The following is a 21162-nucleotide window of genomic DNA, read 5'->3' on the forward strand; positions in this document are numbered from 1 at the left end:
CGCGTGTTGGGGCCGCGGCGGTGCGGGGGTGCCGGGTGGTCCCGTCTAAGTGGCGCTTTTCGTGCGGGCACGAGGCAGAATCCAACGTGCGGTGATCGACGGGGCACAAGGGGCCGCGAACTCGAGCGCGCCAGCGCTCCACTATCACTGACGGGGCAGCAGGTGCTTTCCGTCCTTGTCCGTGGACAGCGCCAGCGAGCTGATGTACTGGATCTCGCCTTCGGGACCGGGCACCGCCGAGGCGATCATGTCGGGCCGCTCGAAGTCCATGCCGGTGACATGGCAGGTGAGCAGATCGCCCGAGGGGTTGCCGTGTTCGTCGAACATCGGCGCCTCGATGCCGTCGTCGGCGCGGCGCAGGTAGTACTTGCCCTTGGTGGCGATCGCGGTGAGCGGGGTCGCGATAAAGGCCACCAGCACCGCGACCAGCGGCGAGTACGGCTTCAGCAGCTCGCCGAACAGGCCGAAGAAGGTCATGATCGACAGCACCGCCGACAGCCCGAAACCGACCAGGCCGACCGGGTTGAAGTCGTAGAGCATGCCGCGCCGGAACTCCGGCACCTTCGGTGAGATCTTCAGCAGGTACTTGTTCACCGCGATATCGGTGGCCACGGTGACGATCCAGGCGATGCCGCAGTTGGCGTAGAAGCCGAGGATGTTGTTGAGGAAGTCGAACATGTTCGCTTCCATCAGCACGAGCGCGACACCGAGGTTGACCACCAGGAACACCAGGCGACCCGGGTAGGTCTTGGTGACGCGGGTGTAGGAGTTGGTCCAGGCCAGCGAGCCGGAGTAGGCGTTGGTCACGTTGATCTTGACCTGGCTGATGACCACCAGCACCACCGCGAGGGTCATGGCCAGCCAGCCCGGCACCATGTCCTTGTAGATCTCCAGGAACTGGTGCACCGGCTGGTTGGCGATGCCCTGCGCCGCGGGCAGGTTCGCGATCAGGTACACCGCGAGGAACAGGCCGACGACCTGCTTGGCCGCACCGAACAGCACCCAACCCGGACCGGCGAGCAGCATCCAGCCCCACCACTTGGCCCGGTTCTCGGGCGTGCGCGGCGGCATGAAGCGCAGGTAGTCGATCTGCTCGGCGATCTGGGCGATCAGCGACAGACACACGCCGGCGGCCAGCAGCGCACCGGACACGCTCACACCCTGGCCGTCCTTACCGCCGTAGGCGAAGAACGAACCGACCGAATCGGGGTGGTTGAGCAGCAGGAACCCGAAGGGCGCCACCATCAGCAGCAGCCACAGCGGGGTGGTCCACACCTGTAGTTTCGCCAGGGTGTTCATCCCGTAGATCACCAACGGGAAGATGATGATCGTGGAAGCGAGATAGCCCAACCACAACGGAATTCCGAGGCCTAATAACAGGCCCTGGGCCATGATCGAACCTTCGAGCGCGAAGAAGATGAAAGTGAACGACGCGAACACGATATTGGTGATCACTGAACCGTAGTAGCCGAATCCGCTGCCGCGCGTGATCAAGTCGAGATCGATGTTGTAGCGCGCCGCGTAATAAGCGAGCGGGAATCCGGTGAGCATGACGACCACGGCGAAGATACCGATGCCGATCAGGGCGTTTCCGGTGCCGTGGGCGATGCCGATATTCGCGCCGATCGCGAAATCGGCCAGGTAGGCGATGCCGCCGAGGGCGGAGATGCCGACGACAGCGGGGCTCCATTTGCGGTAGCTCCGTGGGGCGAAACGCAGCGTGTAGTCCTCGAGTGTTTCTTTGGCGGCAGTATCTGCTCCGGCCATGTCCGTCTCTCCTTCATCCGCTGCCGTCCGAAATCGGCGACTCACAGACGGTGGTGCATGGATGTAGACATGAATTTTCCGATCCGTTACGCCGCGGTTACGCGGTTCGATGGTGACCGGGGTCACCGAAACCGCCGCACAAAAACAAGCACACGTGTATGTTTTTGGTCGAAGCGAGCGTCAGGAGACGACAGTGTTCGAATGGTCAGAGACCGATCTGATGATCCGCGACGCCGTGCGGGCGTTCATCGACAAGGAGGTCCGGCCCAACCTCGACGCCCTCGACAGCGGTGAGATGCTGCCGTATCCGATCCTGCGCAAGCTGTTCAGCCAGTTCGGGATCGATGCGATGGGCGAGGACGCCGTCGCGAAAATGCTCGCCAAGGAAGCTGCCGGCCCGAGCGAGGGTGGCAAGAAGCCGGGCAGCCCGTTCGGTGATCAGCAGTCGATGATGGCGGTGCTGATCAGCGAATTGTCCGGTGTGTGCATGGGTTTGGTGTCCGCGCTGGGGGTGAGCATCGGGCTCGGCGCCACCACCATCATGTCGCGGGGCACCCTGGCCCAGAAGCAGCGGTGGCTGGCCGACATCGTCACCCTGCGCAAGGTCGCCTCCTGGGCGATCACCGAACCCGATTCGGGTTCGGATGCGTTCGGCGGCATGAAGACTCGCGTCGAACGCGACGGTGAGGACTACATCCTCAACGGTCAGAAGACCTTCATCACCAACGGCCCGTGCGCCGATGTGATGATCGTCTACGCCAAGCTCGACGAGCGCGACGGCACCGACAAACGCGACCGCAAGGTGCTCACGTTCGTGCTCGACAAGGGTATGGAAGGCCTCACCCAGGGCACACCGTTCAAGAAGATGGGCCTGCACTCCTCACCGACCGGCGAGTTGTTCTTCGACAATGTCCGCCTCGGCAAGGACCGGTTGCTCGGCGAAACCGAAGACCATCGCGGCGGCGACGGAAGAGAAAGTGCCAGAGCCAGTTTCACCGCCGAGCGGATCGGCGTGGGATTCATGGCACTGGGCGTGATCGACGAATGTCACCGGCTCTGTGTGAATTACGCGCGCGAGCGCACACTGTGGGGTCAGGAGATCGGGCGCTTCCAGCTGATCCAGCTCAAACTGGCCAAGATGGAGGTCGCGCGGATCAATGTGCAGAACATGGTGTTCAACGTGCTCGAGCGTGGCCGCGCGGGTAAACCGCCGAGCCTGGCCGAGGCCTCGGCGATGAAGCTGTACTGCTCCGAGGCCGCGACCGAGGTGGCGATGGAGGCGGTGCAGTTGTTCGGCGGCAACGGCTACATGAGCGAATATCGCGTCGAGCAGCTGGCGCGCGACGCGAAGTCGCTGATGATCTACGCGGGCAGCAACGAGATCCAGGTGACCCATATCGCCAAGGGTCTGCTCGGGAAGTGAGGCGGACCCCGGCCGCGAACAGTGTTGTCGCGGCCGGGGTCTCACACCGCGCGCAGGTGCCCGCGGCTGGCGTAGATGTGCTCGGCGATCAGCGTGGCGATCCGGTCCGGTGCTTCCAGCATCGGCACATGGCCCACCCCGTGCACCAGGATCCGATCCGCCGACTCGGGGAGTTCACGCAGATAGCGGGTGGCGTAGACGCTGTTGGGGATGATCCGGTCGTATTCGGCGAGCAGCATCCGCACCGGAGTGCTCAGCTCGCCAAGATCGTCCATGCCCGGCGCGCGCAGGCTGCCGAGGATCAGCGGGATCACCGCCTCGCAGTGCAGCACCGCGGTGAGCATGGTCGCGAGGTCACGCCGGGCGACGGCGCCGGTGTGCTTGGTGACCAGCATCGCGGCCACCTGCTGCACGAGCGCGTTGTTGATCGCCATACCGCCCAGGCGCTTGCCGACTTCGATGAAGGGGATCATCGACGCGAACTTGATCCCGACCCTGACCTGGCTCAGTGACGGCGATGCCCAGCCGCCCGCCGCGGCGATCGTGGTGAGTGTGCGCGCCCTGCCGCGTCGCGCCAGCTCGAGTCCCACCCACCCACCGAGCGAATTGCCCGCGATGTGGCAGGTGCGCCAGCCCAACTCGTCGAGCTGGTCTTCGATCTGGTCGGCCAGGGCGTAGACATCCAAGGCCCAGCCCTCGACCTTCGGGCCGCCCCAGTGCCCGGCGAACGCGGGCGCGTACACCTCGCAGTGGGCCGACATACGCTGCGCGACCTGTTCCCAGCAGTGCGGCGACAGCAGGAACCCGTGCAGCAACAACACCGGGTCGCCGGACCCTATGTGCAGCGCCGCGACGGGCGCGGGGCGGGCGGTGGACTTGGCGGTGCGTGACGTCATCGTCATCACCCCTTCCTGGACGACAGTGTCCGGGGGAGCATCCCTGCCTGCATTGTACGGTCGTAGGGTGCCGATAATCCTCTCGACTGTGAACGTTAACGGGGTCAGGGCCGCTTCGACCAAGGGCATGTTGGCCTGGTTGGCGGCGACCGAAGCCGACATCGTCTGCCTCCAGGAGACCAGAGCGACCGATACGCAGACCGCGGCGGCGTTGGCCCCCGCACTCGACGCCGGTTGGGTGCTCTCACATGCCGAACCGGAATCCAAGGGTCGCGCGGGCGTGGGAATCCTGTCGCGGCGGGCGCCCGATGCCGTGCGCATCGGGTTCGGCAGCACCGAGTTCGCGGAGTCGGGCCGCTATATCGAGGCCGATTTCGGCGATGTCACCGCGGCGAGCGTCTACGTGCATTCAGGCGAGGAGAACACCCCCAAGCAGGACGAGAAGTACCGGTTCATGGCCGAGCTGGGCGCGTACCTGAAGTCGCGCACCGGCGAGTTCGTGGTGAGCGGCGACTGGAACATCGCCCCCGCCGAGGTCGACCTGAAGAACTGGAAGGGCAACCAGAAGTCGGCGGGCTTCCTGCCCGAGGAACGCGCCTGGATCGCCGAGCTGCTCGCCGCGGGCTACGTCGACGTGGTGCGCGCCCTGCACCCCGATGTCGCGGGCCCTTACAGCTGGTGGTCCTACCGTGGCCGCGCCTTCGACAACGACTCCGGCTGGCGTATCGATTACCAGTTGGCGCTCGGGGAGTTGGCCGGGCGGGCCAAGCAGGCCGTGGTCGAACGTGCCGCGGCCTACGACCAGCGCTGGTCCGACCACGCGCCGGTTACTGTCCAATACCGATGACACTCTCACGCAAGACTCTCAGCCTGCTCGGTGGACTCGTCCTCGTCCTGGCCGCCATCGGCCTGACCCTGTTCGGCGGCAAGGGCACCGACAGCACCACCACCGCCACGGCCACCTCGCGTGTCGTCGCCGGGGCCTCCACCACCGCGAACGCGCCGAAGCCCGGTCCGCCCGCGGGCAATTCGTCGGCCTCGCCGGTCACCAGGACCGCGGGTGTGCCCGATCGCGCCTACGCCACCCTGGTCGAGATCGATGCGGGTCGTTGGCCCGGGTCGGCCAACGCGCAGGGCACCAAGGGCGGCGAGCAGTTCATGAACCGCGGAACCAAACTGCCGCCCAAGGATTCGGCGGGCAACCCGGTGAAGTACCAGGAGTGGGATGTCAATCCCAAGCAGCGCAATCGTGGTCGTGACGCCGAACGCATCGTCACCGGCAGTGACGGCTCCGCCTGGTACACCGGCGACCACTACGAAACCTTCACAAGGATGCGCTGATGACTTCGCCGATGACGCTGTCGCAGTTCCTCGCTCGTCCCGACGTCGAGGCACCGACCGCCACCGCGGCGCCGGTCCTCGCCGCGTTGCCGGTGGATGCCGGCCAGTTCAGCGGCGTGCGCTACGACGCGCCCGCCGACTACCGCGTCCGTGAGCTGCGCGGCGCCAAGATGCGCACCGTGGCGGAACTGTTCGACGAGTTCGCCGCGGCCTTCCAGTTCCCGTACTACTTCGGCGCCAACAAGGACGCCTTCGACGAATGCCTGCGTGACCTCGACGATTTCGTCGGTGACGGCCCCGGCTACGTGGCGGTGATCCGCACCGCCGACGACCTGCTCGCCGACCAGCCCACCGAACGCGAGTGGTTCGACTCGGCCATGCGTGAGTGCGCCGCCTACTGGGCCCGCCGCGACGTGGCGTTTCGGGTGGTGCTGCAGGGCGACCCGGACACGTTCGACGCCGTCGCGTTGTCCGCCTGATCCAGTCACGACTGCCGACCGAGGTTCGTTCGGTGTTGTCCGCGATCGACCACGCGGTCATGAGTATCCGCACCGCTGATGACCGGCTCGGCGAGCGGCCCACCGGGTGCGGCCGGTGTCCGTAAGGTCGCCTATGTGAGGTTCGGGCGGCTACGGTCGGGAGCTGATGCGTCGAGGTCCGGCGGATCGGGACGGAGCTCGACGGTGCGATTCGCGAAGGTGATCGGCCTGGCGACCGCGGCAGCGATCGGCCTGTTGCCGTCGGCGGTTCCCGCGTTCGCCGCGCCGACAGACAGCACGTACGCCCCCACCATGCTGGTGCTCGACGCCTCCGGTTCGATGCTCGCCGCCGACCCCGGCGGCGGCACCAAGATGGATGCGGCGAAGACCGCGGTACGTGGCTTCGTGGCGACCGCGCCCACGGCGGCGAAGGTCGGGCTGTCGGTCTACGGCACCGGTACCGGATCCACCGACGCGGAAAAACCCGCCGGTTGCCGCGATGTCTCGGTGCTCCAGCCGGCCGAGACCATCGACAAACCCGCGCTCACGACGGCCGTCGACAACATCACGCCGAGCGGCTTCACCCCGATCGGCACCGCGCTGCGCACCGCCGCCGACGCCCTGCCGACCGAGGGGCCGCGCTCGATCGTGCTGGTCTCCGTCGGCCTCGACACCTGCGCACCACCGGACCCGTGCGAGGTCGCGCGCGAACTCAGCGGCCAGGGCGCCGACATCGTCGTGCACGCCATCGGTTTCGGTGTCGACGACGCCTCCCGCGCCCAGCTGACCTGCATCGCGGAGACCACCGGCGGCACCTATACCGACGCCGCCGACGGTAAAGCCCTCGAGCAGGTGCTGCCCCGCGTGAGCACCGCGGCGCTGCGTGACTACGCCTCGGCGGGCACGCCCGTCGAAGGCACGCAGGGTTACCAGGACGCACCGGTGGTGGCACCGGGGCAGTACCTCGACACCATCGGCCACAAGAAGCCGCGCTATTACGCCGTCGACGTTCCCGAGGGGGCGACCGCCTACTTCAGCGGCACGGTGTCCTTCCCTCACGGCGAGTCCGCCGAGCGTTCGAACAACAGTCTGTACCTGCGGGTCTACGGCGCGGAAGGCAAGGACTGCAATGTTTTCGAGCACGAGAACGCTGTTCGATCCACCGACGGCGTCGCGCTCACGGTCACGTCGCATTGGGCCGGTGCGACCGAGCCGAAGGACGGCACCGCGCGCACCGACAGTTGCAAGGGCGGTGGCCGGTACTACTTCGCCGCGGAATGGGCCACCGTCGCCGACAACGCGCCCGCGACGTTGCCGCTGGAACTGAACGTCGCCGTCGAACCGGGAGTCAGCGACGCGGGTCCCGCGGCCGAGCCCGCACCGGCGCCGTTCGTCGCGCCCGACGGTCCGGTCGAATCGGTCACCGGCGGCGGGTCGTTCAACGTGGCCACCGCCCTGGACGGTTCCGGCGTCTACGGCGACACCATGCAGCGCGGCGAGTTCGTCTTCTACAAGGTGAAACTCGACTGGGGTCAGGGCCTGGCCTATCGGGTGCGTTTCCTCGAGACGTCGGGGCGTGGCCTGGACAACGTCTCGGTCGTCACCACGACGCTGTACACGCCCTACCGCAAGGAGGTCGCCGAGGAATTCACGTCCTACAACGGTGCGCCGCAGACCCTGCCGAGCAACGAACAGTCCCTCGCGATCCCCGAGGTCCGGTATCGCAACCGCGAATCCTCGGCGCCGGCGGTGTCCGCGAACGCGCTCGCCGGGTGGTACTACATCGCCGTGAAGCTCAGCCCGACCATCAACGACCCCGGTGTGGTTCGCCCGGTGCCCATCGAGCTGGATCTGGCGGTAACCGGAACGTCGGAGCCGGGCCCGACGTATCGGACCGTGCCGGGGTCCACCGGTGGCTCCGCCGAGCACGCGCCCGACACCGCGCGGGCCGCGGACTCCGACGACGACAATTCCACGGCACTGTTGGTGACTGGCATCGCTGTCGTCGCGTTCGCCTCGGTACTCGGCGGCGTCGTCGTGTTCACCCTGCTGCGCAAACGTGGTCGCCGATAGTGGGAGTGCGCCGACGGCGGTTCCGATGCCACCGCAATTGAGGTCTCCCGCCGGCCTGATCGGTCCACATAGTGTCCTCGGGGTGCGGCCACTCAGGTCGCCTGTGAGGAGAGCTCGATGAAGCGAGTACTGGTGAGCGTCGGCGTATTCGCCGCGATTGCGGCGGCGGCCGTGGGAACAGCGACGGCCGAGGCGCCCCAGCAGGCAAATGTGCGGCCGGTCGCCGACGCGTCCTCGGGGTCGAGTGATTTGTTCGGCAAGCTGCTGCTCGCGCTGGCGTCCGGTTCCGCCGCCGAGTGCGACGGCGTGATGCTGGACGTGTGCACGCCGATTCCGGCCTAGCCGTCTACCGCTGCGCCTGGCTCAGATCTGGTCCGCGTGCCCACGGCCCGTTCCAGTGTCTCCGGTTACCGGGCCCGCGGCGGGGCCCGACGAAGCCGTACGCGCCGAGCGCGGCCTTCTGGGCCCGCTCGGCCGGCGTCGAGTGCGGGGGGTTCGGCCCTCAGCGGTACCGCTCGGCCAGATCGTCGCCGAGTAGCACGAATACCTCGGTGATCTGGTCGACCAATTCCTCGCGCGTCAGCGGGAGATCGCCCGCCAGCCAGACGGTGAGCGTCTGGACGAGTCCGCCGATCAGATAGAGCGCCCGGAAATCGACGATCGGTTCCGGGGCCGTCGCACCATAGAAACCGGTGCCCTCGGCGGCGACCAAGCGGGCGAACCCACTGATCGTGCGGGCGGTGCGAACCCGCAACTGCGGCGTCGCCACGCTCGCGACGAGCGCGGCGCGGCCTTTGCGCCGGTCGTCGGTGAGTACCGCGATTCCCGCGCTGATCGCGGCGTGCGCCTGCCCGCGACTGTCCTCGGCCGCCGCGGCCAGCGCGAGCGCGATGGCCGCGGCCAATTCCTCGGCGATCCGATCGAGGAGCGCCTCGAGTACCGCGTCCTGATTCGGAAAGCTCTCGTAGTAGTACCGCTCGTTGAGACCGGCGCGAGCGCACAGCCCGGCGACGGTGAGTTTGGCCTGGCCGTCCTCGGCGACGATGTCTAGCGCCGCGTCGAGCAGCGCGGTGCGCCGCTGAGATCGCCGCTGCTGCGCCGAAACGCCACCGTATGTCCGTTGTGCTGCCACGGCGTCCATTGTGCGTGCCACCGTCCTCGCCCGGGTTTCTGGTAGAGCCTCTTGCCAGAATAACAATTCTGGGGGATTCTATTGCCAGATGCACTCGACGAGGAGGCGCAGCATGGCCGCACGGCATGGCGAACCCGGATATTTCGCCGACGATTCGATGATTCGGCGGGTGATGAGCAAGCGCGCGGTCGGCCTGACCTACGGCGTGCGGGCACTGGTGATCGGCGCGGTACATCCGCTGCTGTTCGTCGGCACCAGCGAACACACCACCCACCGGGAAACCCCCTACACCCGCCTGGCCATCACCGGCGCCCTGTTCGAAGCGGTTTTCCTCGGTAGTAAGGCCGAGGCCGATCGCGCGCTGGCCTTCACCCGGCGCAAGCACGAGAAAGTGGTCGGCGCCCTGCCGGAGGACGCGGGCGCCCACTACCCCGCGGGTACCGCCTACGCGGCCCACGATCCGCACCTGATGTTCATGACCATGGCCTTCACCTTCGATTCGGCCGAGGCGATGTACGACCGCCTGGTCCGCGAACTCACCGCCACCGAGCGCGAGGACCTCTACCAGGACTACGTCCGCTGGGGCGAGCTGTTCGGCATGCCACGCGACGCCGCGCCCGCCGACTACTCGGCCTTCCGTCGCTACTTCGACAGCTATCTGAACTCGACCGAGCTGTTCCTCACCGACGAAGCGGATCTGGTCGGTTCCTACCTGGTGGGCCACCGCAAGGCCTATCGGCAGCGGCCAGGCCTCGAACAGCTCGGCTCGGCGCTGTACCTGCTGGTGCAGGGCAGCCTCCCGGCGCGGATTCGGCAGATGTACGGCATCGAGTGGGGCATCGCCGATGAACTCGCCCACCGCGCGCTGTGCCGCAGCGTCCGCACCGCCCATTTCGCACCGCCCCTGGCACCCCGGGTACTGGCGGGCACCCTCGCCGGGCCGAGCACCCCCTCCTACCAGCTGCTGGCTCGTCGCGAACAGAAGATGGTGAAGACCGGCCACCCGAGCATGCCCGGTGTCGATCCGCGCAACTGGGTGCAGCGAAATACCGCTTGATAGGCATGGAAAGATTCGGGGCATGTCCAGTCCTGCCCCGGCCGAGACGGCCGAACGTAAGCAGCGGGTGCTGTCGGGCATCCAGCCCACCAGCGACTCCTTCCACCTCGGCAACTACCTGGGTGCGCTGCAGTACTGGGTGACGATGCAGGACGAGTACGACGCGCTGTACTTCATCCCGGATATGCACGCGATCACCGTCAGCCAGGATCCCAAGGCGCTGCGCGCGCGCACCAAGTCCGCCGCCGCCCAGTTGCTCGCGCTCGGCATCGACCCCGCGAAGTCCACGTTGTTCGTGCAGAGTCAGGTGCCCGAGCACGCCGAGTTGTCGTGGGTCCTGAGCTGTATCACCGGTTTCGGTGAGGCGGGCCGGATGACCCAGTTCAAGGACAAGTCGGTCAAGCAGGGTGCCGACAACGCGACCGTCGGCCTGTTCACCTACCCGGTGCTGATGGCCGCCGACATCCTGCTCTACCGCCCGCACCAGGTGCCGGTCGGTGAGGACCAGCGCCAGCATCTCGAGTTGACCCGAAACTTGGCCCAGCGCTTCAATACTCGCTACAAGAAGACCTTCGTCGTGCCGGAGCCGCACATCGTCAAGGGCACCGCGAAGATCTTCGACCTGCAGGATCCCACCTCGAAGATGAGCAAGTCGGCTGCCAGCGACGCGGGCCTGGTCAACCTGCTCGACGATCCGAAGATCACGGCCAAGCGGGTGCGCTCGGCGGTCACCGACACCGAGCGCGAGATCCGCTACGACCCCGAGAACAAGGCGGGCGTGAGCAATCTGCTGGTGATCTTGAGCTCGCTCACCGCCACTCCGATCGTCGACCTCGAGCAGAACTTCGCCGGTAAGGGTTACGGTGATCTCAAGGCCGAGGTGGCCGACGCGCTGGTCGAATTCGTCACGCCCGTGCAGAAGAAGGTGCAGGAATACCTGTCTGATCAGGCAGAACTGGACCGGATTCTGGCCGCGGGCGCCGAACGAGCGCGTGAGATCGCAGGCAACACACTTGCTCAGGTGTACGACCGGGTTGGCTTCCTCGCTCGCTGACCCGTTGCGCACCTGAGGTTTTCGCTGAAGGGGCGCGTGGCATGCAGTTGATCGACAACATCTCGGCGACCATCGAGAGGCAGATCGGGAGCAGGCCCTGGCTGGATCATCTGGTCAGGGCAGGCGGTCGGTTCCAGCGTCAGCGCGGTGACTTCTTCGCCGCGGGCATCACGTATTTCACTGTGCTGTCGTTGTTTCCGCTGCTGATGGTCGCGTTCTCGGCGGCCGGTTTCATCCTGGCCGGACACCCGCAACTGCTGGTCGAACTGCAGGACAAGGTCGTCGAGAACATTCCCGGCTCCTTCGGCGACCAGATCAACGACCTCATCGAACAGGCGATGAACTCGCGCGGCACCGTCGGCTTCCTCGGCCTGGTGGTCGGGCTCTACACCGGCCTCGGCTGGATCGCCAATCTGCGGGCCGCGCTCACCGAGCAGTGGGAGAGCCAAAGCCCCGAAAAGCCCTGGTGGCTGGCCAAACTCTCCGATCTCGGCGCGTTGATCGGCCTCGGTCTGGCATTCGTCGTGTCGCTCGGGCTGTCGGCGATCGCCGCGAGCGGTTTGAGTAAGCGGGTGCTCGAGCTGCTCGGGACCGATCACCTGCCGGGAGCGTCGCTGGTGCTGCGGTTGGTGTCGATCGCGCTCGGTGTGCTCGCGTCGTGGGCGGTGTTCGCGTGGATGATCGCACGGTTGCCGCGCGAACCGGTGTCGCTGCGCAGCGCGGTGCGGGCAGCGGTGCTGGCCGCGGTGGCTTTCGAGATCTTCAAGATCATCGGCGCGATCTACCTGCGGACGGTGCTGTCCAGCCCGGCGGGGGCGACGTTCGGCTCGATCATCGGCCTGATGGTTTTCGCCTATATGACCTACCGGATCCTGCTGTTCGCCACGGCGTGGGCGGCGACGTCGAGCGACAACGAGCAGGAGGCGCAGGTCGCGCCGCCCAACGCGGTGGTCATCCGGCCCCGAGTGGTCGAGCGCGGAATGTCCACCGGCGCCGGAGCCGCCTACTTCGGCGCCGGCGCCGTCGCAACGCTCGCCCTACTACTGGTCGGCAAACGTCGCTAGCACCCCGCTCCACGCGGCCGACCCGCCTGGACGGTCGATCACCAGGCCACTGTGCATTTTTCCTTTCGGGCAATGTCTCCCTGACGGCCTGGTGATCAACCGTCCAGGTACGCGCTACAGCGCCGGGCGGCGTCAGCGCCTGCGGCGGAAGGACTTGCGTGCCCAGAGGAGTAGTACTACGACCAGTAGGGGGCCTGCGATCAGGGTCGCGACGCGGGCGCCCTGGTGCGCCGGTCGTACGGGCTCGGCCTGGGAACCGTCGGCGCGTGGGGGCGGTGAGGCCAGGGGGACGGTGGGTTGCACTGCCTCACTGCCCGACTCGGGGAGCTTGCCGATTCTGGCGTCGGTGTCGAGGGCGAAACCGTAGTCCAGCAGTCGCGCGGCCTGTTCCCACGGGCGGATAGGGCGGACGTCGGCCTTGAGCAGGGTCACTACCAGGCGATGGCCGTCGCGTTCGGCGGCGGCGACGAAGGTCTGGCGGGCGTCGTCGGTGAAACCGGTCTTGCCGCCGATCGCGCCCTCGTAGTTGTAGAGCAACTGGTTGTCGTTGGCGATCGGGAAGCCTGGGCGATCCTTGTCGCCCGGGATCTTCGGGTCGGCAGGGAATCCAGGGAAGTCGACCTGCTCGGTGTGGATCAGTTCGGCGAACAGGGGGATGTTCATCGCCTCGCGGAACAGCACCGACAGGTCGTAGGCCGAGGTGCTCATGCCCGGCCCGTCGAGGCCGGACGGGGTGGCCGCGCGAGTGTCCATCGCGCGCAGCGACTTCGCCACCTCGTTCATCTTCGCCACGGTCGCCTTGTCACCGCCGAGCTGGGTGGCGATGGCATGGGCGGCGTCGTTGCCCGAGCACATGATCAGGGCCTGCATGAGCTGGCGATTGGTGTAGCGGCCGCCTGGCCCGATGCCGACCCGGGTGCCGTCGACGTCGGCGTCGGCCTGCGTCCCGACGACGACCTTGTCCAGGTCCAGGCTGCGCAGCGCGACGATGGCGAGCGCGACCTTGATGGTGCTGGCAGGGCGGTAGCGCCCGTGTGGGTCCTTGGCCGCGAGCACGCGACCGGTGTCGAGGTCGGAGACCATCCACGCGGTGGCCGAGATCTCGGCGGGAACCGGGGGCGCGCCGTCGGGCACCACTACGCCGCATTCGCCCAACCGCTGACCGCCGATGGCGGTGGAGGGGACGGGGAGCCGGCTCGGTGTCGGTTCGCCGGGCGCGGGCACCTCCGAGGAATCGACCGGCGCGGGCGGCTGCGTCTTCTGTGGGCAGTCGTCGGTGTTCGGCGTGGCGAACGGGGGAGTGGTCGTCGTGCTCGGGCCGCCGAGCGGTGGTGTCGTGTTGTCCGGTGTCGGTGGGGCGCCCGGGGCGGGTGCGCTGGTCGACGGCGCGTCGGTGGTGGGTACGGCGACGGCGGAAGCACCTGCGAGCGCGGTCACGGTGACGGCAGCGCCGAGAAGGCATGCGGCGCGCAGGCCGACTTCACGAATCCTCATCGCCTCGCAGCCTAATAGTCACTGCGACGCCGTGTTCCCCGGTCTCGGCGAGCCGACACACCCGAGGGCTGCCCCCGTGTGAGATTGTTTGACATGAACTGACAAATGAGAGTTACTATCAAAAAGAAGAAACTCTCATTTTGGAGGAGATATGCGGACGGAACAGACCCGCCGCTGGCTCGCGCTCGGCGCGCTCGCACTGGCGATGCTCACCATCGGACTCGACGTCACCGTGCTCACCGTCGCCATTCCGACCCTCGCGGTCGACCTGGACGCGAATACCGCTGCGCTGCAATGGTTCAGCAGCGCCTACACGCTGGCACTGGCCGCGCTGATGCTGCCCGCAGGCGCGCTGGGCGATCGCTACGGCCGCAAGAAGCTGCTGCTCGCTGCCCTGGTGCTGTTCGGTGTGGCGTCACTGGCCTGTGCGTTCGCCGTGTCGGCGGGTCAGCTCATCGCGGCCAGAGTGGTACTCGGTATCGCCGCCGCCGCGATGATGCCGCTGTCGATGGCGGTGCTACCGGTGCTGTTCGGTGATCCGGCGCAACGGCAACGCGCGGTGACGATCTGGGTCACCTCGACCGCGATCGGCCTGCCGCTCGGTCCGATCGTCGGCGGCTGGCTGCTCCAGCACTACTGGTGGGGTTCGGTGTTCCTGATCAATGTGCCGCTGGTGATCGTCGGCGCGCTCGCGGTCGCGACCTTGGTGCCGGAATCGCGAGGCGAGAACACTTTTCGCATCGACCTCGTCGGCGCCGGGCTTTCGGCGGCGGGCATGCTCGGGCTCACCTACGGCTTCATCCGAATCGGCGACCACGGCTGGGACGACATCGCGGCCTGGTCCATCGTCGCGGCGGGTGTCGTGCTGCTCACCGTCTTCCTGTGGTGGCAACATCGCGTCGAGTACCCGCTGATCGACCTCGCTCTGTTCACCAACCCCGGATTCAGCTGGGGCACCGCGATTTCCATCCTTGTCAGTTTCGCCATGTTCGGCATGTTCTTCACCGTCCCGCAGTACTTCCAAGCTGTGCTCGGAGTCGACGCGCTCGGCAGCGGGTTGCGGCTGTTGCCGATGATCGGTGGCCTCGTGGTCGGTAGCCGGCTCGTCGACGTGCTGCTGCCAAGACTCGGCGCGCGGGTGGTGCTCACCGCGGGATTCGCCGTTCTGGCCGGCGGAATCGGCCTCGGTGCCCTCACCAGAGTCGACAGCGGCTACGGGCTCACCGCGGTGTGGACCACTGTGCTCGGCGTCGGGATGGGGCTGGTCATGCCCGCTGCCATGGGTATGGCGTTGGGTGAGCTCACCGCCGCTCGATCGGGTTCGGGTTCCGCACTGCTGCAAGCGCTTCGGCAGGCGGGCGGCACCATCGGCGTCGCGGTGCTCGGCACCGTGCTGGCCACCGCGTACCGGGCCGACCTGGGCGCGCTGAACCGGCCGCCGATCTCCGACGGCGTCAACGCGGGCGTGGCCGCCACCGCGGGCGAGCCTGCCGCGCTGGCGCAAGTGCAGTCCGCCTTCGTCGCGGGCATGAACACCATGCTCGGGGTGTGCGCGCTGCTGTGCGCGGTCGCGGCGGTGGCCGTCGCGGTGTTCGTGCGCGGGCAGCGGTCGCCGGAGCCTGGTCGGGTTGCGGCAGAATCGGCGCATGTCGGTTGAGCGGTCACTGCGTGAGCGGAAGAAGGAACGAACCCGTAAGACGATCCGGGTCGAGGCGTTCCGGCTGTTTCGCGAGCAGGGATACGGCGAGACCACGGTCGAGCAGATCGCGGCGGCGGCCGAGGTCTCGCCGAGCACCTTCTTCCGCTATTTCCCCAGCAAGGAACAGCTCGTCCTCACCGACGACCTCGACCCGGCGATGGACGAAGCCCTGCGGGCGCAGCCACCGGGCCAGCACCCCGTCGCGGCGTTTCGGAACGCGATGAGCGCGGTCTTCGCATCGATGGAGCCCGCCGAGTTCGCGTTCGAACAGGAACGTCAGGCGCTGCTGTTCGGAGTGCCGGAACTGCGCTCGGCGATCGGCCAGGAGTATCACCGCAGCATCGGCTTCGCCGCGGAGCTGATGGCCGCCTACCTGGGGCGTTCGGCCGACGACTTCGAGGTGCGCGTCACCTCGGGCGCGCTGATCGGCGGGGTGCTCGCGGTGATGACCGCGTCGCCGATGAACGCCGAAACCCTCGCCGCCGCACTGACTTTCCTGGAGAACGGTCTGCCGTTCGATGCGTCGGAACGCACCGAACGGCAGTAGCGCCTATTCGCCGCGCTGAACGGGGCAGCCGTGCGCCAGCGGGCCGAGCAGCTGGTTGTTGTCGTAGAAGTGCTCCAGCTCCAGGATGCGCAGATCCTCGCTCACCCGGGCGATGGTCACACCGAACATCTCGATGTGCTCCCCGGTGGGCTGGTGGCCCTTGTACTCGCCCTCGAACTTGCCCCAGTGCCGCCACCGCATGCTCACGGTCGGCGGGCCCGACATCACTTCCAGGACCTCCCAGAAGAACCCGCCGGGCAAGGCGGTGTGGAAGAGCTTGTGCGAGGACTCGAAGGTCTCGTTCGCGGCCTCGTAGAACGGGTTGTCGCCGATCAGGATGTTGTAGCTGCCGATCCGAGCGAACTCCTCAGCGTCCTGCCACACCCCGCCGTTGACCCGGCCGCGGTACTGATCGGCCACCACCGACAGCCACGTCGCGGGGTCGGCCTTGTGCGAGACCTCCATCTCGAAGACCTTCACCAGGTCCTCGACGATCGCCTCGAGCGAGCCGGGCGCGTGGGAGACGCTGCGCTCGCGCGGGATCACCTCGTGGCTCAGTTCGTAGTCGGGAACGTTGCCGCGCCATACCTCCGGCGCCGCGGCGGCGATCACGGCTTCCCGGCCCTGCAGCCACAGGGGCGCCTCCGGTTCCGGGTTCTGCTCGGCCTGCGTATCTGTCACGTCCACAGTCATTTTCGGTCTACCCGACCCTTTCAAAAGCTTGAAGAACGGGTCGAAGGTAACAGTCGCGCATCGGTCGCGCGTGTCGGGTCCCAACAAGTGAGAAACGCGAGAAGTTGAACTGTGTTCTGTAACAAGGTTTTCGACGATAGCTAGGACACCGGCTGGGTGGGGCGACCGAGCTTGGCCGGTGTCTCGTCGTCCATGGTCGCGAAGAATTCGCCGAGCACGCCGGCGATCTGATCCACCGAATCCGCGCAGAACAGCACCGGCTGGTAGTGCGTGATGTCGTAGGCGATGGAACCCATCTCCGCGACGTCGAGCGGGCGCAGTCGCGCGTGCCGGAATTCGTCGATCTCACCATAGGACGACAGCAGTCCCGCGCCGTAACAACGAATTTCGTCGTTCTCGCGGACCACGCCGAACTCGAGCGAGAACCAGAAGACATCGGCGAGGAATTTCAGCGCGCTGTCGGTCTCCAGCCTGCCCACCGCGGCGCCGACCGTCTCGTACAGTGCCGCGAACCGCGGGCAGGCGATCTGGGTGGCATGGCCGATGATCTCGTGGATCGCGTCGGGTTCCGGGGTGTAGAGCGGGGCCGAATGGTGGCGAATGTACTGGGTGGAGTGGAAGGTGCGTTCGGCGAAGGAACCGAAGAACTCACGCAGCGGGACCAGGCCGGCGGCGGGCACGTACCGGAACCCGGTGAGGGGGCTGAGCAGCCGCGATACCTCGTCGAGTTGCGGGATGTGATCGTGCGGAAGGGCCAGCTCGCTCGCGGCCTGCCGCACCTCGCGGCAGGCGTAGACCTCGTGTTTGCGTGCCAGTTCGGCCGAAGCGATCCGCCACACCCGCTGCTCGTCGTCGGTGTAGTCGATGTGTGGTGTGGGGGCGCCGGGGGAGTGGTCGAGTGCGAGCGCGGCGATGGCGTTGCGGCGGGCGCGGTAGTGCTCGTCGTGCACGCCGGGGTGGTCATCGCTCAGGTGCACCGTCACATCGCCGTCACGCTCGCGCGTCACCGGCGAGTACAGCTGGGCCTCGGTGAACATGACTCCAGGCAAGCACCGCATTCCCGTCGCGACAACAACGACGCGCACAACTACGCAAACTGCACAGTTGCAGGGTTGGTCACCGGCGGATTCCGGCGATGAACTGTGTTTTCTGCGCGCTTGCTGATCGATGTCGACGGCCGCTGTGCGGACTTGCGAACGCGTGGTTTCGGTAACGACGCGGTGAATTAGCGGACGAGCCGATCGGCCATCACGCAAGATTGCGTTCGTAGAAGGAGGATGTGTGCGCACCCTGCGAATAGATCTCGATCAGCGCCTGCTGGCCGCTGCCGCCGACATCATGGGCACCGCCGACAGCAACGCCACCATCAACGAGGCGCTGCGCCGCATCGTGGTGCACGAACGCCAGCTACGCAATTTGGAACGGCTGATGGCGGATTCGGTCTTCAGTCCCGATCCGGTCACCTAGCGGGGCAGATCCAGGTTCGGGTTTCGTCACCGACGCGGTGGCCGAGGGGTAGCCCGGACTTGTCGGTACCCCCTGCGATCATCGGAGTCACCTCACCGATCCGCAGGGGGAAACCATGTCGGTTCCGATCGCGAGTTTGCCTGTCTCCCAACGTCCGCGCGAGCGCTTGCGCATGCTCGGTCCCCACGCGCTCAGCGATGGCGAACTGCTGGCACTGCTGCTCGGTCAGGGCACTCGCGGCCGGTCCGCGCTGGAGGTGGCCGCCCAACTGCTCGGCGACTACGGCGGATTGGCGGAGCTGGCCTGCGCGCGTCCGGAGGAACTGGCCGCCCGCGCCGGTATCGGCCCGGCCAAAGCCGCCACGGTTGTCGCCGCGTTTCACCTCGGCACCCGCTCTCGCGCACCCACCCACTCGCTACCGCGGCTCACCACTCCCGAAGACATCGCCGCGGTCGCGACCCCGCTGTTCGCGGGCGCTCGCGTGGAGCGCCTGCTCGTCCTCATCTGCGACACCCAGAACCGTCTACGTCACCGCGCGTTCGTCGCCGAAGGCGCCATCGACCATGTGGCCGTCCCGGTGCGAGAAATCCTCAACACCATCCTCCGCCACGATGGCCGAGCTTTCGCCGTCGTCCACAACCACCCCTCCGGCGACCCGACTCCCAGCGCCGACGACCGCCGGGCCAGCACCCTGCTCCACCACGCCGCCCGCACGGTCGGCCTGCGCTACTTGGACCACATCGTCGTAGCGGGCGAAACCTGGTCCAGCGCCGCACCGTTCCCCTGACCGACGGACCGCGGCGTCGCCATCCGGCCGGCAGGGGCGCGAGTTCTCAGCCGGCGAAACCGGTGGTGCGGGCGAGGTCGGCGAGCATGGCATCGAACATGATCTCCGGATCCACCATGGGGACCGGGTAGTTGCCGAACACCTCGAGGGTGACGTGGCCGAACAGGCGCGCCCACGTCTGCACCATCAGGTACGTGACGCCCAGGTCGAGTTTCTCGGCGGGGAACTTCTGCCCGGACTCCGACAGCATGGCGAGCAGTTCGGTCTGGAATCCGATCAGGTCCTCGCGCAGCGCCGCCGGGATGGTCTCCCCCGGTGGAGTGGCGATCTCGAAGTTCGCCAGCAGCCTGCCCGCGGCGGCGAGGAATATCCGGCCGAAGGGTTCGTCGAAGCGGCGCATCATGGGCCGTCCCGATGCGGGCGAGGCGAACACCAGCGTGAACTGCCGGGGATTGGCCAGCGCCCAGTGCCGGAAACCCCGGCAGATGGCCAGGAACTGCACCGCGCCGTCGTCGGGCAGCGGCTCGAGCTCGGTGGAGAGGAACTCGGCCAGATCGGCGCAGAACTCCACCCGCATCCGCTCGATCAATTCGTCGCGCGAGGAATAGTGCCGGTACAGCGCGGGCGCGGTGACACCGAGCTCGCGAGCGATCGCCCGCAGGGTGACCGAGTCGGGACCCTCTTCGGCCAGCAGCCCCCGCGTGACCCGCCGGATATCGGCATCGGTCACCACCGGCGCACGGCCGCGCGCTTTGCCCGTCACCCGGCCACCCCCTCGATCACGTGTCGGTTCAAGCGTATTCGACCTCCCAGCGCTTGATGCCGTTGAGCCACCCGCTGCGCAGCCGCACCGGTTCGGCGACCTGGCGCAGGTTCGGCATCGCGTCGGCGATGGCATTGAACATCAGGTCGATCTCCAGTCGGGCCAGATTCGCGCCGACACAGTAGTGCGTTCCGGTGCCGCCGAAGCCCACGTGCGGGTTGGGATTGCGCGTGACGTCGAAACGGAACGGGTCGTCGAAGGCGGCCTCGTCGAAATTGGCCGAGCTGTAGAACAATCCGATCCGCTGGCCCTTCTTGATCTGCTGTCCGCCCAGTTCCAGGTCGCGCGTGGCGGTGCGCTGGAACGCGGTCACCGGGGTCGCCCAGCGCACGATCTCGTCCGGGGCCGTGCGTGGACGCTGCTCCTTGTACAGCTCCCACTGATCCGGGTTGTCCACGAACGCCTTCATGCCGTGGGTGATCGAGTTGCGGGTGGTCTCGTTGCCCGCCACCGCGAGCAGGATGACGAAGAACGCGAACTCGTCCGAACCGAGGTGCTCGCCGTCGACATCGGCGTTGACCAGCTGGGTGACGATGTCGGCCGCCGGGCAGCCGCGACGCTGTTCGGCCATGTTCCAGGCGTAGCCCATCACCTCGGCGGTCGCGGCGTGGTGGTTGCCGTCGAACTCCGGATCGTCGTAGGAGATCATCTGGTTGGTCCAGTCGAACAGCTTCATGCGGTCCTGCTGGGGCACCCCGATCAGCTCGGCGATGGCCTGTAGCGGCAGCTCGCACGCGATCTGCTCGACGAAGTCGCCGCGACCGGACTTCTTGGCCTCCCACACGATCTTCTCTGCCCGCTCGGTGAGCGCGGCCCGCAAGTTTTCCACGGCACGCGGCGTGAATCCCTTCGACACGATCCGCCGGATCTTGGTGTGCTGCGGCGGATCCAGATTCAGCATCAGCATGTTGGCGAGCATGTCGATCTGCTCGCGCGTGGTCTCCTCGTTGAACCGGATGATCGCGGTGTTCTCGTGCGAGGAGAAGTCCTCCGGGTTCTTCGAGATCTCCTTGATGTCGGCCAGCGTGGACACCACCCAGTACCCGCCGTCGTCGAACCCGCTGGCGCGGTCGGGCTGCGCGCACCACCAGACCGGCGCGGTCCGCCGCAATTGCGCGAACTCCTCGATCGGCAGTCGACTGGCGAGCAGGTCGGGATCGGTGAAATCGAATCCGGCGGGAATGTTTGTGCTGGTCACAGCTGTCTCCTTCGGTCCGGGTGGGCGGACGTCATGACGTGATGTGGAACACGTTCAAGAAGATGAAACCACGGCCGGTGTATTTATGAACAGCGTTTAGTAATACCTGTTAACAAAGTAGCGCGCACTCTTTCCGGTACGCGAGGCACGCCGTGGATCTGCCGATTC

At 67.0% G+C, this 21162-nt stretch carries 21 protein-coding genes; 13 read left to right on the forward strand and 8 right to left on the reverse strand.

Going from position 1 to position 21162, the window contains the following annotated elements:
- Positions 1-144 precede the first annotated feature (144 nt).
- Positions 145-1767 (reverse strand): purine-cytosine permease family protein, encoded by a 1623-nt coding sequence (locus ACFWUR_RS26910; protein WP_378910490.1) that lies wholly within the window; start codon positions 1765-1767, stop codon positions 145-147.
- A 193-nt stretch (positions 1768-1960) separates the two neighbouring features.
- On the opposite strand from ACFWUR_RS26910, the gene ACFWUR_RS26915 reads away from it, so the two are divergent.
- Positions 1961-3190 (forward strand): acyl-CoA dehydrogenase family protein, encoded by a 1230-nt coding sequence (locus ACFWUR_RS26915; protein WP_378910492.1) that lies wholly within the window; start codon positions 1961-1963, stop codon positions 3188-3190.
- A 41-nt stretch (positions 3191-3231) separates the two neighbouring features.
- On the opposite strand, the gene ACFWUR_RS26920 is transcribed toward ACFWUR_RS26915, so the two are convergent.
- Positions 3232-4086, reverse strand: coding sequence for an alpha/beta fold hydrolase (locus tag ACFWUR_RS26920; RefSeq protein ID WP_378910494.1), 855 nt, complete (start codon positions 4084-4086; stop codon positions 3232-3234).
- Between the two features lie 127 nt (positions 4087-4213).
- Between ACFWUR_RS26920 and ACFWUR_RS26925 the strand changes: the two genes are divergently transcribed.
- The 5 genes from ACFWUR_RS26925 (at position 4214) to ACFWUR_RS26945 (ending at position 8321) form a co-directional block, all read left to right on the forward strand.
- Positions 4214-4933: an exodeoxyribonuclease III gene (locus ACFWUR_RS26925; protein ID WP_378910538.1), complete on the forward strand. Its 720-nt coding sequence runs from the start codon at positions 4214-4216 to the stop codon at positions 4931-4933.
- Positions 4930-5427: a ribonuclease domain-containing protein gene (locus ACFWUR_RS26930; RefSeq protein ID WP_378910495.1), complete on the forward strand. Its 498-nt coding sequence runs from the start codon at positions 4930-4932 to the stop codon at positions 5425-5427. The genes ACFWUR_RS26925 and ACFWUR_RS26930 overlap by 4 nt, the downstream gene beginning before the upstream one ends.
- On the forward strand, positions 5427-5906 hold the full coding sequence (locus tag ACFWUR_RS26935; protein ID WP_378910497.1) for a barstar family protein: 480 nt from the start codon (positions 5427-5429) through the stop codon (positions 5904-5906). Before ACFWUR_RS26930 ends, ACFWUR_RS26935 begins: the two co-directional genes overlap by 1 nt.
- 204 nt (positions 5907-6110) lie before the next feature.
- Positions 6111-7979, forward strand: a complete 1869-nt coding sequence (locus tag ACFWUR_RS26940; protein ID WP_378910498.1) for a VWA domain-containing protein — start codon at positions 6111-6113, stop codon at positions 7977-7979.
- Positions 7980-8096: 117 nt separating this feature from the next.
- Positions 8097-8321, forward strand: coding sequence for a hypothetical protein (locus ACFWUR_RS26945; protein ID WP_378910500.1), 225 nt, complete (start codon positions 8097-8099; stop codon positions 8319-8321).
- A gap of 160 nt (positions 8322-8481) precedes the next feature.
- On the opposite strand, the gene ACFWUR_RS26950 is transcribed toward ACFWUR_RS26945, so the two are convergent.
- Entirely contained in the window at positions 8482-9120 is a 639-nt protein-coding gene (locus tag ACFWUR_RS26950) for a TetR/AcrR family transcriptional regulator (protein ID WP_378910540.1), read from the reverse strand.
- Positions 9121-9223: 103 nt separating this feature from the next.
- Between ACFWUR_RS26950 and ACFWUR_RS26955 the strand changes: the two genes are divergently transcribed.
- From ACFWUR_RS26955 to yhjD, 3 genes are read left to right on the forward strand one after another with little or no spacing between them, the layout of a single operon-like run.
- A complete protein-coding gene (locus tag ACFWUR_RS26955) occupies positions 9224-10168 on the forward strand; it encodes an oxygenase MpaB family protein (RefSeq protein ID WP_378910502.1) in 945 nt (314 codons plus the stop codon).
- A 22-nt stretch (positions 10169-10190) separates the two neighbouring features.
- Positions 10191-11222 carry a tryptophan--tRNA ligase gene (trpS, locus tag ACFWUR_RS26960; RefSeq protein WP_378910504.1) on the forward strand — a complete coding sequence of 344 codons (1032 nt, stop codon included), beginning with the start codon at positions 10191-10193 and terminating at the stop codon, positions 11220-11222.
- A gap of 41 nt (positions 11223-11263) precedes the next feature.
- Entirely contained in the window at positions 11264-12286 is a 1023-nt protein-coding gene (gene yhjD, locus ACFWUR_RS26965) for an inner membrane protein YhjD (protein WP_378910506.1), read from the forward strand.
- Between the two features lie 132 nt (positions 12287-12418).
- On the opposite strand, the gene ACFWUR_RS26970 is transcribed toward yhjD, so the two are convergent.
- Positions 12419-13780, reverse strand: coding sequence for a D-alanyl-D-alanine carboxypeptidase family protein (locus ACFWUR_RS26970; protein WP_378910507.1), 1362 nt, complete (start codon positions 13778-13780; stop codon positions 12419-12421).
- Between the two features lie 151 nt (positions 13781-13931).
- On the opposite strand from ACFWUR_RS26970, the gene ACFWUR_RS26975 reads away from it, so the two are divergent.
- Positions 13932-15437 (forward strand): MFS transporter, encoded by a 1506-nt coding sequence (locus tag ACFWUR_RS26975; protein ID WP_378910509.1) that lies wholly within the window; start codon positions 13932-13934, stop codon positions 15435-15437.
- Positions 15427-16026, forward strand: a complete 600-nt coding sequence (locus tag ACFWUR_RS26980; protein WP_378910510.1) for a TetR family transcriptional regulator — start codon at positions 15427-15429, stop codon at positions 16024-16026. The genes ACFWUR_RS26975 and ACFWUR_RS26980 overlap by 11 nt, the downstream gene beginning before the upstream one ends.
- A 3-nt stretch (positions 16027-16029) precedes the next feature.
- Here the strand turns inward: ACFWUR_RS26980 and ACFWUR_RS26985 are convergent, their stop codons facing one another.
- Both ACFWUR_RS26985 and ACFWUR_RS26990 read right to left on the reverse strand, forming a co-directional pair.
- Positions 16030-16707: a SnoaL-like polyketide cyclase gene (locus ACFWUR_RS26985; RefSeq protein WP_378910512.1), complete on the reverse strand. Its 678-nt coding sequence runs from the start codon at positions 16705-16707 to the stop codon at positions 16030-16032.
- A gap of 152 nt (positions 16708-16859) precedes the next feature.
- On the reverse strand, positions 16860-17756 hold the full coding sequence (locus ACFWUR_RS26990; protein ID WP_378910513.1) for a phenylalanine 4-monooxygenase: 897 nt from the start codon (positions 17754-17756) through the stop codon (positions 16860-16862).
- A gap of 244 nt (positions 17757-18000) precedes the next feature.
- On the opposite strand from ACFWUR_RS26990, the gene ACFWUR_RS26995 reads away from it, so the two are divergent.
- Complete coding sequence (locus ACFWUR_RS26995; RefSeq protein WP_378910515.1) at positions 18001-18186, forward strand: type II toxin-antitoxin system VapB family antitoxin; 186 nt, start codon at positions 18001-18003, stop codon at positions 18184-18186.
- 115 nt (positions 18187-18301) lie between these two features.
- On the forward strand, positions 18302-18973 hold the full coding sequence (locus ACFWUR_RS27000) for a RadC family protein (RefSeq protein WP_378910516.1): 672 nt from the start codon (positions 18302-18304) through the stop codon (positions 18971-18973).
- Between the two features lie 46 nt (positions 18974-19019).
- Here ACFWUR_RS27000 and ACFWUR_RS27005 read toward each other — a convergent pair whose 3' ends face one another.
- Both ACFWUR_RS27005 and ACFWUR_RS27010 read right to left on the reverse strand, forming a co-directional pair.
- Positions 19020-19736, reverse strand: coding sequence for a TetR/AcrR family transcriptional regulator (locus tag ACFWUR_RS27005; RefSeq protein ID WP_378910517.1), 717 nt, complete (start codon positions 19734-19736; stop codon positions 19020-19022).
- Between the two features lie 28 nt (positions 19737-19764).
- Positions 19765-20994 (reverse strand): cytochrome P450, encoded by a 1230-nt coding sequence (locus ACFWUR_RS27010; RefSeq protein ID WP_378910519.1) that lies wholly within the window; start codon positions 20992-20994, stop codon positions 19765-19767.
- Between the last annotated feature and the right edge of the window lie 168 nt (positions 20995-21162).

The organism is Nocardia sp. NPDC058633 (assembly GCF_042717045.1).
Classification (GTDB): domain Bacteria; phylum Actinomycetota; class Actinomycetes; order Mycobacteriales; family Mycobacteriaceae; genus Nocardia.

Excerpts from the sequence above, each read along its gene's own strand:
- ACFWUR_RS26910 (WP_378910490.1), bottom strand. The coding sequence starts at position 1,767 with ATGGCCGGAGCAGATACTGCCGCCAAAGAAACACTCGAGGACTACACG.
- ACFWUR_RS26920 (WP_378910494.1), bottom strand. The coding sequence starts at position 4,086 with ATGACGTCACGCACCGCCAAGTCCACCGCCCGCCCCGCGCCCGTCGCG.
- ACFWUR_RS26925 (WP_378910538.1), top strand. The coding sequence starts at position 4,214 with ATGTTGGCCTGGTTGGCGGCGACCGAAGCCGACATCGTCTGCCTCCAG.
- ACFWUR_RS26930 (WP_378910495.1), top strand. The coding sequence starts at position 4,930 with ATGACACTCTCACGCAAGACTCTCAGCCTGCTCGGTGGACTCGTCCTC.
- ACFWUR_RS26935 (WP_378910497.1), top strand. The coding sequence starts at position 5,427 with ATGACTTCGCCGATGACGCTGTCGCAGTTCCTCGCTCGTCCCGACGTC.
- ACFWUR_RS26945 (WP_378910500.1), top strand. The coding sequence starts at position 8,097 with ATGAAGCGAGTACTGGTGAGCGTCGGCGTATTCGCCGCGATTGCGGCG.
- ACFWUR_RS26950 (WP_378910540.1), bottom strand. The coding sequence starts at position 9,120 with ATGGACGCCGTGGCAGCACAACGGACATACGGTGGCGTTTCGGCGCAG.
- ACFWUR_RS26955 (WP_378910502.1), top strand. The coding sequence starts at position 9,224 with ATGGCCGCACGGCATGGCGAACCCGGATATTTCGCCGACGATTCGATG.
- trpS (WP_378910504.1), top strand. The coding sequence starts at position 10,191 with ATGTCCAGTCCTGCCCCGGCCGAGACGGCCGAACGTAAGCAGCGGGTG.
- yhjD (WP_378910506.1), top strand. The coding sequence starts at position 11,264 with ATGCAGTTGATCGACAACATCTCGGCGACCATCGAGAGGCAGATCGGG.
- ACFWUR_RS26970 (WP_378910507.1), bottom strand. The coding sequence starts at position 13,780 with ATGAGGATTCGTGAAGTCGGCCTGCGCGCCGCATGCCTTCTCGGCGCT.
- ACFWUR_RS26975 (WP_378910509.1), top strand. The coding sequence starts at position 13,932 with ATGCGGACGGAACAGACCCGCCGCTGGCTCGCGCTCGGCGCGCTCGCA.
- ACFWUR_RS26980 (WP_378910510.1), top strand. The coding sequence starts at position 15,427 with ATGTCGGTTGAGCGGTCACTGCGTGAGCGGAAGAAGGAACGAACCCGT.
- ACFWUR_RS26990 (WP_378910513.1), bottom strand. The coding sequence starts at position 17,756 with ATGTTCACCGAGGCCCAGCTGTACTCGCCGGTGACGCGCGAGCGTGAC.
- ACFWUR_RS27000 (WP_378910516.1), top strand. The coding sequence starts at position 18,302 with ATGTCGGTTCCGATCGCGAGTTTGCCTGTCTCCCAACGTCCGCGCGAG.